This window comes from Marivita sp. S2033 (genome assembly GCF_046592965.1).
Taxonomy (GTDB): Bacteria; Pseudomonadota; Alphaproteobacteria; order Rhodobacterales; family Rhodobacteraceae; genus Marivita.
On the sequence record NZ_JBISBV010000019.1, the window covers coordinates 1 to 16,352 of the forward strand.

At 60.7% G+C, this 16,352-nt stretch carries 13 protein-coding genes and 1 rRNA gene; 3 read left to right on the forward strand and 11 right to left on the reverse strand.

The genetic code is table 11. The features are described 5' to 3' along the window. Positions 1-29: 29 nt before the first annotated feature. The 6 genes from uvrA to ACGKZZ_RS16540 form a co-directional block, all read right to left on the reverse strand. Positions 30-2,894, reverse strand: coding sequence for an excinuclease ABC subunit UvrA (gene uvrA, locus ACGKZZ_RS16515; protein ID WP_411224628.1), 2,865 nt, complete (start codon positions 2,892-2,894; stop codon positions 30-32). Between the two features lie 179 nt (positions 2,895-3,073). Next, positions 3,074-4,162: an ABC transporter ATP-binding protein gene (locus ACGKZZ_RS16520; RefSeq protein ID WP_411224629.1), complete on the reverse strand. Its 1,089-nt coding sequence runs from the start codon at positions 4,160-4,162 to the stop codon at positions 3,074-3,076. A gap of 24 nt (positions 4,163-4,186) precedes the next feature. After that, complete coding sequence (locus ACGKZZ_RS16525; RefSeq protein WP_411224630.1) at positions 4,187-5,842, reverse strand: alpha-glucosidase; 1,656 nt, start codon at positions 5,840-5,842, stop codon at positions 4,187-4,189. 61 nt (positions 5,843-5,903) lie between these two features. Further along, positions 5,904-7,061: a carbohydrate ABC transporter permease gene (locus tag ACGKZZ_RS16530; RefSeq protein ID WP_411224631.1), complete on the reverse strand. Its 1,158-nt coding sequence runs from the start codon at positions 7,059-7,061 to the stop codon at positions 5,904-5,906. Between the two features lie 27 nt (positions 7,062-7,088). After that, entirely contained in the window at positions 7,089-8,108 is a 1,020-nt protein-coding gene (locus ACGKZZ_RS16535) for a carbohydrate ABC transporter permease (protein ID WP_411224632.1), read from the reverse strand. A 132-nt stretch (positions 8,109-8,240) separates the two neighbouring features. Then, entirely contained in the window at positions 8,241-9,509 is a 1,269-nt protein-coding gene (locus tag ACGKZZ_RS16540; RefSeq protein WP_411224633.1) for an ABC transporter substrate-binding protein, read from the reverse strand. 242 nt (positions 9,510-9,751) lie between these two features. Here ACGKZZ_RS16540 and ACGKZZ_RS16545 point away from each other — a divergent pair, with 242 nt between their 5' ends. The 3 genes from ACGKZZ_RS16545 to ACGKZZ_RS16555 are packed head-to-tail and all read left to right on the forward strand — an operon-like array spanning position 9,752 to position 13,081. Continuing rightward, complete coding sequence (locus tag ACGKZZ_RS16545) at positions 9,752-10,777, forward strand: LacI family DNA-binding transcriptional regulator (RefSeq protein WP_411224634.1); 1,026 nt, start codon at positions 9,752-9,754, stop codon at positions 10,775-10,777. Positions 10,778-10,788: 11 nt separating this feature from the next. Further along, positions 10,789-12,117 (forward strand): GH1 family beta-glucosidase, encoded by a 1,329-nt coding sequence (locus tag ACGKZZ_RS16550; RefSeq protein ID WP_411224635.1) that lies wholly within the window; start codon positions 10,789-10,791, stop codon positions 12,115-12,117. Position 12,118: 1 nt separating this feature from the next. Further along, positions 12,119-13,081, forward strand: a complete 963-nt coding sequence (locus tag ACGKZZ_RS16555) for an ROK family protein (RefSeq protein WP_411224636.1) — start codon at positions 12,119-12,121, stop codon at positions 13,079-13,081. Between the two features lie 25 nt (positions 13,082-13,106). Here the strand turns inward: ACGKZZ_RS16555 and ACGKZZ_RS16560 are convergent, their stop codons facing one another. The 5 genes from ACGKZZ_RS16560 to rrf form a co-directional block, all read right to left on the reverse strand. Beyond that, positions 13,107-13,955 (reverse strand): SMP-30/gluconolactonase/LRE family protein, encoded by an 849-nt coding sequence (locus ACGKZZ_RS16560; protein ID WP_411224637.1) that lies wholly within the window; start codon positions 13,953-13,955, stop codon positions 13,107-13,109. A gap of 61 nt (positions 13,956-14,016) precedes the next feature. Next, on the reverse strand, positions 14,017-14,922 hold the full coding sequence (locus ACGKZZ_RS16565; RefSeq protein WP_411224638.1) for a 2-dehydro-3-deoxygalactonokinase: 906 nt from the start codon (positions 14,920-14,922) through the stop codon (positions 14,017-14,019). Beyond that, on the reverse strand, positions 14,919-15,281 hold the full coding sequence (locus tag ACGKZZ_RS16570; protein WP_411224639.1) for an MmcQ/YjbR family DNA-binding protein: 363 nt from the start codon (positions 15,279-15,281) through the stop codon (positions 14,919-14,921). Before ACGKZZ_RS16570 ends, ACGKZZ_RS16565 begins: the two co-directional genes overlap by 4 nt. Positions 15,282-15,322: 41 nt before the next feature. Next, positions 15,323-15,844 carry an acyloxyacyl hydrolase gene (locus tag ACGKZZ_RS16575; RefSeq protein WP_411224640.1) on the reverse strand — a complete coding sequence of 174 codons (522 nt, stop codon included), beginning with the start codon at positions 15,842-15,844 and terminating at the stop codon, positions 15,323-15,325. A 258-nt stretch (positions 15,845-16,102) separates the two neighbouring features. Further along, a 5S ribosomal RNA gene (gene rrf / locus ACGKZZ_RS16580) occupies positions 16,103-16,212 on the reverse strand. Positions 16,213-16,352: the final 140 nt, after the last annotated feature.

The following is a 16,352-nucleotide window of genomic DNA, read 5'->3' on the forward strand; positions in this document are numbered from 1 at the left end:
GCGCCCTTCAGGCGCGCGCCGCGTGATCTCTACTCGGCGGCCAGTTGCTTATTAGGTGTCAGCATCGGCTTGAGGTAATGCCCGGTATGTGACGCCGCAACGTCCGCCACCTGCTCGGGCGTTCCGGTCGCCACGATCTGCCCACCGCCATCGCCGCCTTCGGGGCCAATGTCGATAAGCCAGTCCGCCGTCTTGATGACGTCGAGATTATGTTCGATCACGATGACCGAATTTCCCTGATCCACAAGTTCGTGCAACACCTCAAGAAGCTTGCGTACATCCTCGAAATGCAAGCCGGTTGTCGGCTCGTCGAGGATATAGAGCGTGCGCCCGGTCGACCGTTTGGCAAGCTCTTTGGACAGTTTCACACGTTGTGCCTCACCGCCCGAAAGCGTCGTCGCCTGCTGCCCAACCTTGATGTAACCCAGACCCACGCGGCACAGCGCATCCATCTTTTCGCGAATGCTCGGCACCGCCTTGAAAAATTCCTGCGCATCTTCAACCGTCATATCAAGAACGTCGGCTATGCTCTTGCCTTTGAACTTGATTTCCAGCGTCTCGCGGTTGTAGCGCGCGCCTTTGCAGGTCTCGCAGGTGACATAGACATCGGGCAGAAAGTGCATCTCGATCTTGATGACACCGTCACCCTGGCACGCCTCGCAGCGCCCCCCCTTGACGTTGAAGCTGAACCGCCCCGGCTTGTAGCCGCGCGCCTTGGCCTCGGGCAGACCGGCGAACCAGTCGCGGATCGGCGTGAAGGCACCGGTGTAAGTCGCTGGGTTGGACCGCGGAGTCCGTCCAATCGGGCGCTGGTCGATGTCGATCACCTTGTCCAGATGCTCCAACCCCTTGATCGTCTCGCAGGGTGCGGGCGTCTGGCGCGCACCGTTCAGGCGCATCGAGGCGGTCTTGAACAGCGTTTCGATGGTGAGCGTGGATTTGCCACCCCCGGACACGCCGGTGACGCACACGAATTTGCCGAGTGGGAACTCCACGGTCACATTCTGTAGGTTGTTGCCCGTCGCTTTGACAACCTTGACGGATTTGCCCTTTTTGCCTTTGCGCCGTTCCGTGGGCACCGCAATCTCCCGCGCTCCGTTCAGGTATTGTCCAGTCAGCGATGCGGGGTCATCCGCAACTTCCTGCGGCGTGCCCTTGGACACCACCTGACCGCCGTGGATACCGGCGCCGGGGCCGATGTCGAACACGTAATCCGCTTCGCGGATTGCCTCTTCGTCATGCTCGACCACGATCACCGTATTGCCCTGATCGCGCAGGGATTTCAGCGTGCCCAGCAGCCGGTCATTGTCGCGCTGATGCAGCCCGATGGACGGCTCGTCGAGCACGTAAAGCACACCGGTCAAGCCGCTGCCGATCTGGCTTGCAAGACGAATACGCTGGCTCTCGCCCCCCGACAATGTGCCGGCGTTCCGGCTCAGGGTGAGATACTCAAGGCCGACGTTGTTGAGGAATCCAAGACGTTCGCGGATCTCTTTCAGGATCGCCTTGGCGATTTCATTTTTCTGCGCGGTCAGGTGTTCCGGCACCGTCTTGCACCAGTCAAACGCCTCCTTGATCGACATTTGAACCACCTGGCCGACATGCAAGCCCGCGATTCTGACCGCTAGCGCCTCTTCCCTCAGACGATAGCCGTGGCATGTGCCGCAGGACCGGTTGTTCTGGTAACGCTCGAATTCCTCGCGAATCCAGTTGCTGTCGGTCTCGCGGTAGCGCCGTTCCATGTTGGGTATGACGCCCTCGAACGTCCGCGTGACATTGTAGATGCGACCGCCCTCGTCATAGCGAAACGGGATTTCCTCGTCGCCAGACCCATAGAGAAAGACCTGCTGCACATGCGGATCAAGGTCTTTCCAGCGGGCGTTCTTGTTGAACTCGTAATGCTTGGCAATCGCTTCGATGGTTTGCAGGAAATACGGAGATTTCCCCTTGCGCCACGGAGCCAAGGCGCCATCGCTGATCTTGAGCGTAGTGTCGGGGACGACAAGGCTCGGGTCGAAAAACAGCTCCACACCAAGCCCGTCGCATTCCGGGCACGCACCGAAGGGCGCGTTGAACGAAAACAGACGCGGCTCGATCTCGGGAATGGTAAAGCCGCTGACCGGGCAGGCGAATTTCTCGGAAAACGTATGCCGCTCCGGTTCACCATCATTGGGCGCGGTTTCGAGGATGGCAATGCCATCGGCAAGGTCCAGAGCAGTGCGGAAACTGTCGGCCAGCCGCGTCTCCAGCCCCTCTTTCACCACCAGACGATCGACTACGACATCGATGTCATGGCGGAACTTCTTGTCGAGCGTCGGCGGCTCGTCAAGCTCATAGAACTGCCCGTCCACCTTGACGCGCTGGAACCCCTGCTTGCGCAGCTCCAAAAATTCCTTGCGGTATTCGCCTTTGCGGTCGCGCACAATAGGGGCGAGCAGAAAGGCGCGCGTGCCCTCTTCCATTGCCATGACACGATCAACCATGTCCTGAATTTGCTGCGCTTCGATGGGCAGGCCGGTCGCGGGGCTGTAGGGCGTGCCCACGCGCGCGAACAGCAAGCGCATGTAGTCATAGATCTCGGTCACCGTGCCGACGGTGGACCGCGGGTTCTTCGATGTGGTCTTCTGCTCGATCGAAATGGCCGGCGACAATCCCGAGATGTGATCCACATCCGGCTTTTCCATCATGTCGAGGAACTGGCGTGCATAGGCAGACAGCGATTCGACATAGCGACGCTGGCCTTCGGCGTAGATCGTATCGAACGCGAGGCTCGATTTGCCGGAACCCGACAATCCGGTGATCACCACAAGCTGATCGCGCGGAATGTCCACGTCGATATTCTTGAGGTTATGCTCGCGTGCGCCGCGGACTTCGATTTGCTTCAGTTCGGCCATTCTGCCCCCCGATCATCCAAGGTTAACACATAGTGGACCGATCGGGTTTCGCCAATGGGAAAATGAGAACAAATACGGAACGGGAACGGAGGCGTGAAGAATACGCCGACCCGTGCTTCTTTGGGCAAAAAATACCTCGGGGGACGGCGCCCTGCGCCGGGGGGCAGCGCCCCCTGATCCTAACGGTGGAGCAGGGAAACTCCACCATGAAAAATATGCACCTTGTCGGCGCTCGCTCCCAGCTTAACGGCCTTGCCGCGCAGATCGGCGTGAATACCGGGAAGCTTGCCGATGACCGGATGCGCGTCGCCCTTCTGTTCGAAATAAAGCAGCGTCACCTCGCCCAGCGCCTCGGTGATGTTCACCTTGCCCTCGAAAATATAATCGCCGTCGGTTTCCAGAAAGTCCTCCGGTCGCACGCCAACATTCACCTTCAGCCCCAAATCGCCCTCGGCGGTGGGATAGTTCGACAGCGCGATGCCGCCACCCTCCATCCGCACCGTGGTTTGCGTACCCGTGCCAACAATCTCGCCCGGCAACAGGTTCATCGAGGGCGAGCCGATGAATTGCGCGACGAATTCACTGTTGGGCCGTTCGTAAAGTTCAAGCGGTGGGCCGACCTGCGCGATGCCCTTGTTGGCCAGAACCACGATCCTCGTTGCCAGAGTCATTGCCTCGACCTGGTCGTGGGTGACGTAGATCATCGTCGAATCAGGCATCTGCTCTTTCAGCTGCGCAATCTCGATCCGGGTCGCGACGCGCAGCGCGGCGTCAAGGTTGGAAAGCGGCTCGTCGAACAGATAGACCTTCGGGTCGCGCACGATGGATCGGCCAATCGCCACGCGCTGACGCTGGCCACCGGAGAGCGCCTTGGGCAGGCGGTCAAGGTATTCGTCCAGTTGCAACATCTGCGCCGCACGGTTCACCGCGTCGTCGATCTCGGCTTGCGGTTTCTTGGCGATCTTGAGCGCGAACTGCATGTTCTCACGCACCGTCATGTGCGGATAGAGAGCGTAGGATTGAAACACCATTGCGATGCCGCGCATGGCGGGCGGCATGTCGTTGACCACCTCACCGTCGATTTCCAACGTACCGCCGGTGATCTTTTCCAGTCCGGCAATCATCCGCAACAAGGTGGACTTGCCACATCCGGACGGCCCGACAAAAACGATCAATTCGCCTTGCTGGATGTCCAGATTGATGTCGTTGAGCACGTTCACCGAACCTGCATAGGTCTTTTCGACATTTGTGAGCTTGAGATTGGCCACTCTGTCTCTCCCTTGTCCTGCTGTTCAGGATTTCATTTTCAGCGCGAGGCAGGGTTGCCACGGACCAAGATGCAATTTCCCGTCCGGCTGAGGACCGGCGCTGCCAAGTTCCATTCCGATCTGCGCCCATGTTCCGGCCGGCATGTCGAGCACAGCCGGATCATCACTCAGGTTGAACGCGCAAAACACCGTCTGGTTTTCAAAGCTCCGGGTGAAGTGAAGCACCGTCCCCGTTGCCCTCATCTTGTCATGCGCGCCCTTGGCGAGCGCCGGGTGCGCGTGCCGGAACGCGATGGCGCGGCGGTAATGGTGCAGGATCGCAGACGGATCCTCCTCCTGTTGCGTGACCGAGCGTTGCAAATGGTCATGGCTGACCGGCAGCCACGGCATACCGGTGGTAAAGCCGCCATTCTGGTTCGACGCCTCCCAGACCATCGGTGTCCGGCAGCCATCGCGACCCTTGAATTCAGGCCAGAATTCGATGCCATACGGGTCTTGCAGATCCTCGAAGGCGACATCGGCTTCGCGCAGGCCCAGTTCTTCGCCCTGATAGATGCAGGCCGAGCCGCGCAGGCACATCAACAGCGTCGTCATCACTTTCAGACCGCCGTGATCCAGATCCCAGCGCGTGGCATGGCGCGTGACGTCATGGTTGGAAAACGCCCAGCAGGGCCAGCCGTCAGATGCCACCTCGTCCACCCGGTCCATGACGCTCACGATGTCCTGAGCAGACGGTCGGGCATTGCCCAGAAACTCGAACGCATAGCACATCTGCATGAGGTCATCTCCGGCGGTGTATTCGCCCATGATCTCCAGCCCGCGCTGCGCATCGCCCACCTCACCCACGGCAGCCGCGCCATAAGGCTCCATGACCGCGCGCAGACAGCGCAGGAATTCAAGGTTTTCCGGCTGGTTCTTGTCGTAGAGATGTTCCTGGTGGTTATACGGATTGACGCTTGGCGCGATGGTCGCGTTACGCTGCTCGGGGGGCAGTGCCGGGTTGTCACGCAATTGCGCGTCGTGCATGTAGAAATTGATCGTGTCGAGCCGGAAGCCGTCCACTCCCCGATCAAGCCAGAACTGCGCCACATCGAGCAGCGCATCCTGCACCGCCGGTTCGTGAAAGTTCAGATCGGGCTGCGAGGTCAGGAAATTGTGCAGGTAATACTGTTCGCGCCGCGCGTCCCACTGCCAGGCAGGCCCGCCAAAGATCGACAACCAGTTGTTGGGCGGCGTGCCGTCGGGTTTGGCATCGGCCCAGACATACCAGTTGGCGCGATCATTGTCGCGGCTGGCACGGCTTTGCTGAAACCACGGGTGCTGGTCAGAGGTGTGCGAGAGCACAAGGTCGATCATCACCCGCATTCCGTGCTGATGCGCGGTCTGCACCACAGAGTCGAAATCGGCCAGAGAGCCGAACATCGGATCGACATCGCAATAATTGCTCACGTCATAGCCAAAATCCTTCATCGGAGAGGTGAAGAACGGGCTGATCCAGATCGCGTCCACACCCAGAGAGGCGACGTAGGGCAAGCGCTGCGCGATGCCCAGAAGATCGCCGATCCCGTCTCCATTGCTGTCCTGATAGCTGCGCGGGTAGATCTGGTAGATCACCGCGCCCCGCCACCAGTCACGATCCATTGCGGGCATCTGTGCCGCCTTGGTCTTTGCAACGTTCATGTCATGTCTTCCTTGGTTTGGCCCATTCCGGGCCGGTATTGAATTTGAAGCGGCGCGCCGCCTACTTGACCGATCCGGCCAACAGCCCGCGCACGAGGTATTTCTGCATTGCGAAGAACACCAGCAGCGGCACCGCGATGGAGACAAAGGCGGCCGTGGCGAGGATCTCCCAGTTGCCGCCGCGCGTGCCGAGCAATTCGACGATCTGGTTCGTCATCACCGTGGTCTGCCCCGTCGCGTCGATCAGGAACACCTTGGCGACCAGCAGATCGTTCCATGTCCAGAGGAACTGGAAGATCGCAAAGCTGGCAAGCGCCGGAAAGCTGAGCGGCAGGATGATCTTGGTGAAGATCTGAAATTCGGTCGCGCCATCGACGCGCGCATTCTCGATGATGTCGCGCGGCAGGCCGACCATGTAATTGCGCAACAGATAGATCGCGAGCGGTAAGCCAAAGCCGGTATGGGCGAGCCACGTGCCGAGGTAGCCCTTGCCGATGCCGATATTGAGGTGCAGTTTCAGCAGCGGGATGAGCGCCAGTTGCAGCGGAACCACCAGCAGGCCGACGACAATCGCAATCAACAGCGCGCGGCCCGGAAAATCCATCCACGCCAACGCATAGGCGGCAAAGGCTGCGATCACGATGGGAATGATCGTCGCCGGGATGGTCACCGTCAGGGTGTTGAAAAACGCCTTGGCCATGCTGTCGGTCGCATTGCCCGACAACAGCACCTGACGATAATTCTCAAGCGTAAAATCCGGTGGCAATTCGGCGGTCACGAACACCCGCTGACCACGCCCGCCCTCGATCTCGGTCGGGCTTTCAATCCGGTAGGCACCGTTTTGTTGCACCGTGATCGTACTGCCATCGCGCAGCTCGGCGCTGTCGCCCGGAGCATAGGCGCCCACGTCGCGCGACGAGGTTCCCCAGGCGGACATGTCGATTTCATCCGGCAAGCCTTCGCCGGTGAACAGGTTGCCCTCTATGAGGTAAACACCGTCCTGCTCAACCTGCTCATCCGCTCCGGCGGCGCGCAAAACAAGGCTCTGCTCGGTCGGGAACAACGCGTTCCACCAGCCCGATGTGGCGATCTGGTCGGCGGTCCGGAAGGAGGAGACGAACAGCCCCACCGTCGGAAACAGCCACAGCGCCACAAGCACCGCCACCGAGATATGCACCGCCCATGTCAGGGACGACTTGGTTCCGGCAATGTTATCCATGATTTGCTCCCTTTGGATCGCGGGCCATCAGCGCATCTCCTTGCGCGCGTTGCGCACGTTCCAGACGAGGATCGGTGTGACCAGCAGCATGATGACGATGGCGCTGGCCGATCCGACGCCCCAGTCATTTGCGCGGAACAGCTTGTCGAACATGTAGTTCGCCAGAACCTGCGTTTCCCATTGCCCGTTGGTCATGGCGAACACGATGTCGAACACCTTGAGCACCACCAGCGTGATCGTCGTCCACACCACCACGATGGTTCCGGCGATTTGCGGGATCTTGATCTTGAAGAAAATCTGCATCGGTGACGCCCCGTCGACAATCGCTGCCTCGATGGTTTCCTCGGGTATCCCGCGCAACGCGGCGCTCAGGATCACCATGGCGAAACCGGTTTGAATCCACACCAGCACGATCATCAGCAAAAAGCTGTTCCAGATCGGAATCGTCAGCCATTGCTGCGGATCGTTGCCCGTCATCCAGACATAGATCGCGTTCAGCAGGCCGATCTGTTCCGTTCCCGGCGGGCGCGCGTCATAGACCAGCTTCCAGATCACCGCCGCACCGACGAAGGAAATCGCCATCGGCATGAAGATCAGCGATTTGGCGATGTTGCCCCACCTGATCCGGTCGGTCAGCTGCGCCGCCAGCAGGCCAAAGGCCGTCGACATGGCGGGCACCACGATCAGCCACAGCATGTTGTTGCGCATCGCTTCCCAGAATTTCGGCTCCGACGCCATCTGGCTGTAATTGGCCAACCCGACGAAATCATAGGTCGTCGTGCCATCCGGCTGCGTCACCCGTTCGGTCAGCGACAGGCGGATCGTCTCGACCACCGGATAGGCCAGATACAGCCCCAGTGCGAGGATGGCGGGCACCAGAAACAGCCACGGGCGCAGCATGTTCGCCCGGTTGATATTCTTGCCCGCATTCGGCCCCTTGGCGGGAAACAGAACCTTGTCGAGAAACTGGTTGGAAAAGTAGAAATACGCCAGACAACCGCCGACACCGATCGCGATGGTGACAAGACCTTGGATTGCGGGGTTCATGTCGTGTCTCCCAGAGAATGTGCGAATGCGATATGGAGGGTTGGCGAATGATCGACCCCGTGCGGGCTTTGCGCATTTGGGCCTTCGGGCCGCCCGAAACACCGGACGGCCCTGCATTTTTGCAAAGCGCGTTTACTTCAGCGCATCCCAGCTGTCCTGAATGTCGCTCGCCACGGATGCGGCGTCAGCACCACCGGCGTAATCGACCATACCTGTCCAGAAGGTGCCGGCACCCACGCCGCCGGGCATCAGGTCTGACCCGTCAAAGCGGAAGGTGGTGGCGTCGAGCAAAATGCCGTTCATCTTGGCCGCCGCCTCGGTTGCGAACTTGGAACTGTCCACGCCTGTATGCGGCGTCAGGAAGCCGCCATTGGCCATCCAGATCTCGTGCGCATCAGTGGTCTGAAGATACGCGATCAGATCATGTGCTGCCTGGTTTTCATTGGTGATCGCCCAAAGCGTGCCAGCGCCAAGAACCGGCTGCCCCAGATCCTTGCCGTCATAGGCGGGGAAATAGAAGAAATCGGCGTCCGCACCCACTTCGGTGCCGTCGGGAAAGAAGGCCGGAATGAAGGATGCCTGACGGTGCATGTAGCACTGCGGTGGCGCCGAAAAGAGCCCCTTGGGACTGTCGCGGAAATCGGTCGAGGCCACGGCCCCCGCGCCACCGGCGACATAGTCGTCATTGCGGGCGAAATAGCCGAACTCCTCGATCGCGGCGACAACACGTTCGTCGTCAAACGGGATCCCGTTGCTGACCCACTGGTCATACACTTCGGGCGGCTGGGTGCGCAGCATCATGTCCTCGACCCAGTCGGTCGCCGGCCAGCCGGTCGCGCCGCCCGATCCCAGACCGATGCACCACGGCGTCTCGCCATCGGCGACAATCTGATCGGTCAGCGCCTTCAACTCCTCCATCGTCTCGGGAATCTCGTATCCCGCATCCTCGAAATTCTCCGGCGAATACCAGACCAGTGATTTCACATCGACCTTGTAGAAAAATCCGTAGAGGTCTTCCTCGCCATCCGGTCCCTTATAGGTGCCCAGATCGACCCAGGATTGCCCGGCGGCATAGTTGTCCTTGAGCCAGTCACCGGTGCCATCCTTCAACGGCGTCAGAAAACCGCGCGCCGCCATGTCGGCGGCCAGGCCCGGCTGGGGGAAGACCGACACGTTTGGCGCAGAGCCCGCTTCGGCATCGACCACGATCTGCTGTTCAAAGCTGTCCGAGCCGACATAGCTGACGGCGTGGCCCGATTTTTCCTCGAAATCGGAAAGCACCTCCTCGACCATCGCCTGATCGGGGCCGAGCCACGGACCAAAGACCGTCAGATCCTCCGCAGTGACAGCGCCCGCGCTCAGAGCGACGAATGCCACACTCGATGTGAGCGTTGTTTTCATGAAAAACCTCCCAAGTTGCGCAATGCCTGCGCTTTGCATTTCCTTCGCCCCGGAATCATCCCAAAGCGCTTTGGATGCCGTAAGGTTGCGCATTGAGGCGATCCTGTCAATCCGGCGATTCACCGCGACGCCCTGATTTACATGCTGCTCCGCAGCATTTCCGAACATGGAAACGGGGTTTTCAAAACTCACGATTTATGTGTTACTCCCAAAGATACTCAAAGCGCTTTGGCTGTAATCCTATGAATCTCAAACAACTGTCCCAGCACCTCAACCTCTCACAAACGACGGTCAGCCGCGCCCTGAACGGCTATCCCGAGGTGAGCGAGGCGACGCGCCTGCGGGTGCAAAAGGCAGCGCAGGATCTCAACTACCGTCCCAACACGCGCGCCAAAGGGCTGGCGACGGGGCGCTCGCACGCCATCGGACATGTGATTCCGGTGTCCAACCAGCACGAGATGGTGAACCCGGTGTTCGGAGATTTCATCGCCGGTGCGGGCGAGGTCTACACGCGGGAGGGCTATGACATGGTGCTGTCGCTGGTGGCCGACCGCGACGAGACGCGCGCCTATCAGGATATCAAATCGCGCGGCATGGTGGACGGCATCATCGTGCATGGCCCCGTCACAAAAGACACGCGCATTGCGTTGCTTTCGCATATCGGGCTGCCGTTCGTGGTGCATGGCCGCTCTACCGACGTGAACCTGCCCTACTCATGGGTCGATGTGAACAATCGTGGAGCGTTTCAACGCGGAACCCAGTTCCTGATCGAGCTCGGGCACCGCCGCATCGCGCTGCTCAACGGGTTGGAACACATGGATTTCGCGTTTCGACGGCGCAGCGGCTATGAAAACGCGCTGGCAGCGCATGGCCTGCCGGTCGATCCCGACCTGATGCGCAGCGAAGAAATGACCGAGATCTACGGCTACCGCGCGACCAAGGCGATGCTTGCGCAAGAGGCCGCACCGACGGCGATCATGTGTTCGTCGATCATCACCGCCATCGGCGCGCGCCGCGCTGTGCACGAAGCCGGGCTGGCGCTGGCGCGCGATGTGTCGATCATCACCTTTGACGACGAGTTGAGCTATCTTGAAAACGGCGACGACGTGGCGATCTTCACCGCGCTGCGCTCCTCGGTCAGATCCGCGGGACGACAGGCGGCGGACATGCTTCTGTCGCTGATTTCCCTGCCGCAAAGCGCACCGAAAACCCGCCTGTTGGAGGCCGAATTGATCATCGGACGCTCGACCGGCCCGGCCCCTGCATAAGGATCGAAGAGATGCTCGGTTTTACCCGAAACGACTTTCCCGACGATTTCCTGTTCGGCACCGCCACGTCGAGCTACCAGATCGAAGGCCATGCCTTTGGCGGCGCGGGCACGACCCATTGGGACACGTTTGCCGCCACTCCGGGCAATGTGGTGCGGGGTGAAAACGGCGCTCGGGCCTGTGATCATTACCATCGGTTCGAGGAAGATTTCGATCTGGTCGCCGCCGCCGGGTTCGACGCGTACCGGTTTTCGACCAGTTGGGCGCGGGTGCTGCCGGAGGGGCGCGGCGCGCCGAACCAGGAGGGGCTGGATTTCTACGACCGCCTGACCGACGCGCTGCTGGAACGCGGCCTGAAACCCTGCGCCACGCTCTATCACTGGGAACTGCCTGCGCCGCTCGCCGATCTGGGTGGCTGGCGCAACCGCGATATTGCTGGCTGGTTTGCCGATTACACCGAGGTCATCATGGGGCGCATCGGGGACAGGATGTTCTCGGTGGCGCCGATCAATGAGCCGTGGTGCGTGGGCTGGCTGTCGCATTTTCTGGGCCAGCACGCCCCCGGCCTGCGCGACATTCGCGCCACCGCGCATGCGATGCATCATGTCCTGCTGGCACACGGGCACGCGATTGAAACCATGCGCGGGCTGGGAATGGAAAATCTGGGCGGCGTGTTCAACATGGAATGGGCCACCCCCGCCGATGACAGCGCCGCTGCACAAAACGCCGCCGCGCTTTATGACGGCTATTACAATCACTTCTTCCTCAGCGGCGTCTTCAAGGGCACCTATCCCGAAATCGTGATGCAGGGGTTGGAGCCGCATATGCCGAAAGGCTGGCAAGACGATTTCGCCATCATCCAGGCGCCGCTCGACTGGTGCGGCATCAATTACTACACCCGTAAGATCATCGCACCCAATGACGGCCTCTGGCCGAGCCATCACGAGATTGGAGGGCCATTGCCCAAGACCTTCATGGAGTGGGAAATCTATCCAGAAGGGCTTTATAATTTCCTGACGCGCACGGCCGCCGAATATACCGGCGACCTGCCGCTCTATGTCACCGAAAACGGCATGGCCGCGCCGGATGTGCTTGAACACGGCACTGTCGCTGATCCGCACCGGATCGACTATCTCAACAGTCATGTGGCGATGGTGCAAAAGGCGCTGGCCGATGGCGTGCCACTCAGGGGGTATTTCATCTGGTCCCTGCTCGACAATTACGAATGGGCGCTGGGATATGACAAACGTTTCGGCCTTGTGCATGTGGATTTCGACACTCTGGACCGCACGCCGAAATCCTCTTATCACGCGCTGACCACAGCTCTGACCCGGACCTGACATGCCCCAAGACCTGATTGCACTGGTCGCCGATCTTGGCGGCACCAACACCCGCGTTGCCCTGACGCGCGGCGCAACCGTGCAGACCGACAGCATCAAGCGCTATCGCAACGCCGATCACGGCGATCTTGCGTCTGTCCTGCGCGCCTTCGTGGCCGAGCGGTCGGTCACACCCGATGCCGCCTGCGTGGCGATGGCCGGCCCAGTGCGCGACGGTGTGGGCGAGTTGACCAATCTCGACTGGATTGTCGAACGCGATGCTGTCGCTGCCGTCACGGGCGCAAAGACTGTCGCCGTGCTGAACGATCTTCAGGCGCAAGGCCACGCGCTCGATCACCTGACGGCGGACGTCGTGCAAACCGTTCTGCCGGGCAAGCCGGCAAGAGATCACGCCGCGCGGCTGGTGATCGGGGTCGGCACCGGCATGAACGCCGCCGCGGTCTATCGCCTTGACGGTCGCACTTTGGTGCCCCCGTCCGAAGCGGGCCATGTGTCCCTGCCCGCCCAAGGCACGGACGAACTGCGCCTGCTTGACTGGATCGCGCGCAAACACGGCACTCCCGGTCTGGAAGACGTGCTGTCAGGGCGCGGATTCGAGCGGATTTACGCGTGGCTCTGCGACGAGGACGGCACCGGCACCCCGCTTGATGCGGGCGCGATCATGCAGGCGGTCGATGACGGCACCGATCCCCGCGCCACCCAGGCGGCGCGCATCTTCGTGCGCATGCTGGGGCGCGCCGCCAGCAATCTTGCGCTGATCCATCTGCCCTTCGGCGGCATTTACCTTTGCGGCGGCGTCGCCCGCCATTTTGCGCCGCATCTGGAGCCCTTGGGCTTTGAAGATGCGTTCACCGACAAGGGCCGGTTTGCTGATTTCATGCCGCAATTTCCCGTCCACATCGTGTCGGACGACTATGCCGCGCTGACCGGGTCGGCCGCGCATCTGATGGAACTGTTGAGCTAGGATCGCGAGACCCGCGCGATCGGTGCTACAGCAACACGCGATGCTCCTGCTGGCCCTTTGTGGCGACGGGCGCCACGTAGGTCAGCCCGTCACCCGGACCAGCGGGGTCGCGCCCTTGCGCCGCTGTCGTCACATACAGGCGATCGAGATCGGGGCCGCCAAACGCCGGACAGGACGAATGCACCCCGCCCACATCAACAGAGGACTGCAACGCTCCTGTCGTGTCATAGCACGAGACCTGACCGGCGCCCCACAGCGCCACCCAGAGCCGACCCGACGCATCGACCACCGCGCCATCCGGGCTGACGCCCTGCTCCCATAGATCGACGAACAACTCGGGCTTAGCGTCAGGAAATCCGTCGCCGTCCAATGAGACGCGCATGATCTTGCGGGTGCGTGTGTCGGTGAAATGAGCGCAGGAGCGGTCAGGCGCAAAACAGATCGCGTTGGGCGTGGTGATCTTGTCGAACAGCTTGTGCAGACGCCCGTCCACATAGCGGTAAATCGCGCCGGCCTTGGCCTCTTTCTCCTTGCCCATCGTCCCGATCCAGAACCCGCCCCACGGGTCAGCGCGTCCGTCATTGGAGCGGGTGACCGGATTGTCGGCCTCCAGCGCCTTGAGGAAGGTGCTCTCACCGCTTTGCGTGTCGAACTCGAACAACGCGGTTTCGCTGGCGATCAGCAGAACCCCCTTGTCGATCCACCCACCGGCCGAGACATGTTCGTCAAATTGCCAATGTACCTCGCCCGTCTGGTCGCGTCGGTAAAGCCGCATCGCCATGATATCGAACCAATAGAGCGCCTGTTCCTCAGGGTGCCACAACGGACCCTCGCCCAAGGTGCAAACCGTGTCACTGAAAACCTGTGCGTTCATGCGATCTCTCCGTTCCGGTCTGCCTACCCGCCGAGCGAGTTGAGGCTGTGCGTTCGACGTATCATGACACGCTCTCAAGTTGGGCATAAGCCGCTTTCAGACCTTCGAGCGTCATACGCGCGCCATCCGTTCGTTCCACCGGCAAGCCCTGGGCACCAAGCGCGACGGCGTGCAGCTGACACAGCGCGTCATCACCGATCAGCGCCACATGTTGCCCCAGCCAATACGGCTTGGCCGCCGCCAGTTCGACTCCGATGAGCAAGCCCGACAACCGTGACCGTGCATGTATCGGATCAAGATCGTCCAGCAAGGCTTCGGCCTGCAACGATAATAGTCGCGCCGCAAAATCCTTGGGCTGAGATAACGCCGCTGCAACCGTGTCCAAAAACACCGCCTCGTCAAACCCGCTCTTGGCAATCGAGTGGCGCAATTCCGACTGTTCGGACAGCAGCGACAGCAGCTCTTGGGTCATGAAGCTGCGAAAACTCACAATTTCACCGGCGCTGATATGCACCCATCTGCTATGCCGTCCGGCAATGCAGATCACGCCGTCAAATTTTGAGTTGAGCGACAGGAAGCCGCCTATTGCCGTTTCCTCGCCATGCATCACGTCCGCGGGATTGGCTTGTTTCACACCGGATACGCTATAGAGAGCCAGCTGCGGCGCGTTGGTGTGCACACGCGTGGCCATTTCCGAAATCGGCGGCGCGCAGGGCACAGCAACGTACGCGGCCTCTGCCCATTCGTGACGAGACGCAGAAAGGCCGCACGCGATCACCGGAACGGGCGATGTCACTGTCGCGCCCAACACGTCAAGCAGTAGCGTCTCGAATGCCTCGAGCGTCATCGCCTCCGGCGGCGTGTCGTAATCCTGCTGGAACAGCACGGTGCCATCGCGCGACATTGCCCACAGCCTGTACTGCGCAGCGCCGCACGCCACCGCAATCCAATAAATTGCAGCCTTCACAGATCTTCTCCACTCTGGCGCGGGGCAAGCGCGGCTTGTGCCTTCTTCGTCAGACTTGCGCGAATGGTGTCATAGGAGACGTGAATGCGGTGCCGTAACTCGTCTGGCTCCGTCTCCGGCGGCAACCGAATCCAGCTTGCGTGAAAATACGGTGCCTTGGTTCCAACACCCGCCTCGCGCAGCATCCGCGCCGTCTCCAGGTCTGGACATTTCACGCTGACGCCATCGTCCTGACTGCCTCCGGCAAGGAATATCTTGCCGCCCACCTTCCACACAGCATGTCCCGGCCCGAAGGGTTCGGACCATTCCCCGCCGGGCAAAGCGCTGCAAATCCTGTTGGCGGTATCTCGGAACGACATCTCGATCCCCCTGTCGAAATGAGACCGCGTGACGCTGCGGCCTAGTTGATCGGGATCGACAGCTTGAGCTGAACAGTTTCGACGCCCGGGTTTTCGTCGTAGAGCGCGGCGTTCGACCGATGATCGTATGTCAGCGCCATCCGCCAACCCCGTGACGTCTCATAGCCGAGTTCGAGCCCGGAACGGAAGGCAATCTCACCGCCAAGATCAAATCCGCCATTGTCGAAATAGAGCCCCGGCATGGCATGGAGTTCGGCGTAAACGCCTGTCCGGGCGATCGGAATCGTGTAGGTCGCGCCATAACCCACCCAGGTTTCGGAATTCTCGCCCACCGAAAGGCCCGCAGCGGTGCCGAACGGCCCGATGGTGCGGCCGGTGTCATAGCGCAGATAGACCTCGCCAGCCGCATCGGCCCGCCGTTCAATGACTTCACCGGCCGAGATGGAGAACCGCGGCACGGTCTGCGACGGACCGAGACATCCGGATGGGGTTCCACAATGGTTCATCCCCATGTCGGTCATCCCAAGAATGAACATCAATGCCGCGAATGTTCCGTCTGCCATGCAAGTACCTCGTCATATGTTCGGTTTTAGAGCGCGCGCTCCAGTCGCAAAGCGCACCATTTGAGCGCGATTGCAGAGGTCGAGGCGGCAATTGTCAACCGCTCTTCGCTGCAACTCGGCGCATTGGCTGACATTGCGTAGGCGACGCGGGTCGAAAAAGGGGGGAGAATCAACACAATAAAGCCGGAGGCAAACGCTCCGGCTGTGATTGTGATGATCATCGTATTAGAGAGACACGTTATTCAAGATGTTTGCTCGGTTTGGCGGTGACCTACTTTCCCACGTCTTGAGACGCAGTACCATTGGCGCGGTGGCATTTAACGGCCGGGTTCGCAATGGAGCCGGGTGTTTTACGACGCACCGCAGGTGCGGCGGGTGGCAGGCCGCGTATTGCGGAGCAATGCGCGTTGTCACACCGTGGAAAGCTGGGTGTGTCCAGATCAAATCTGCATCTTACTAGGTTTGGCGGTGACCTACTCTCCCACGTCTTGAGACGCAGTACCATTGG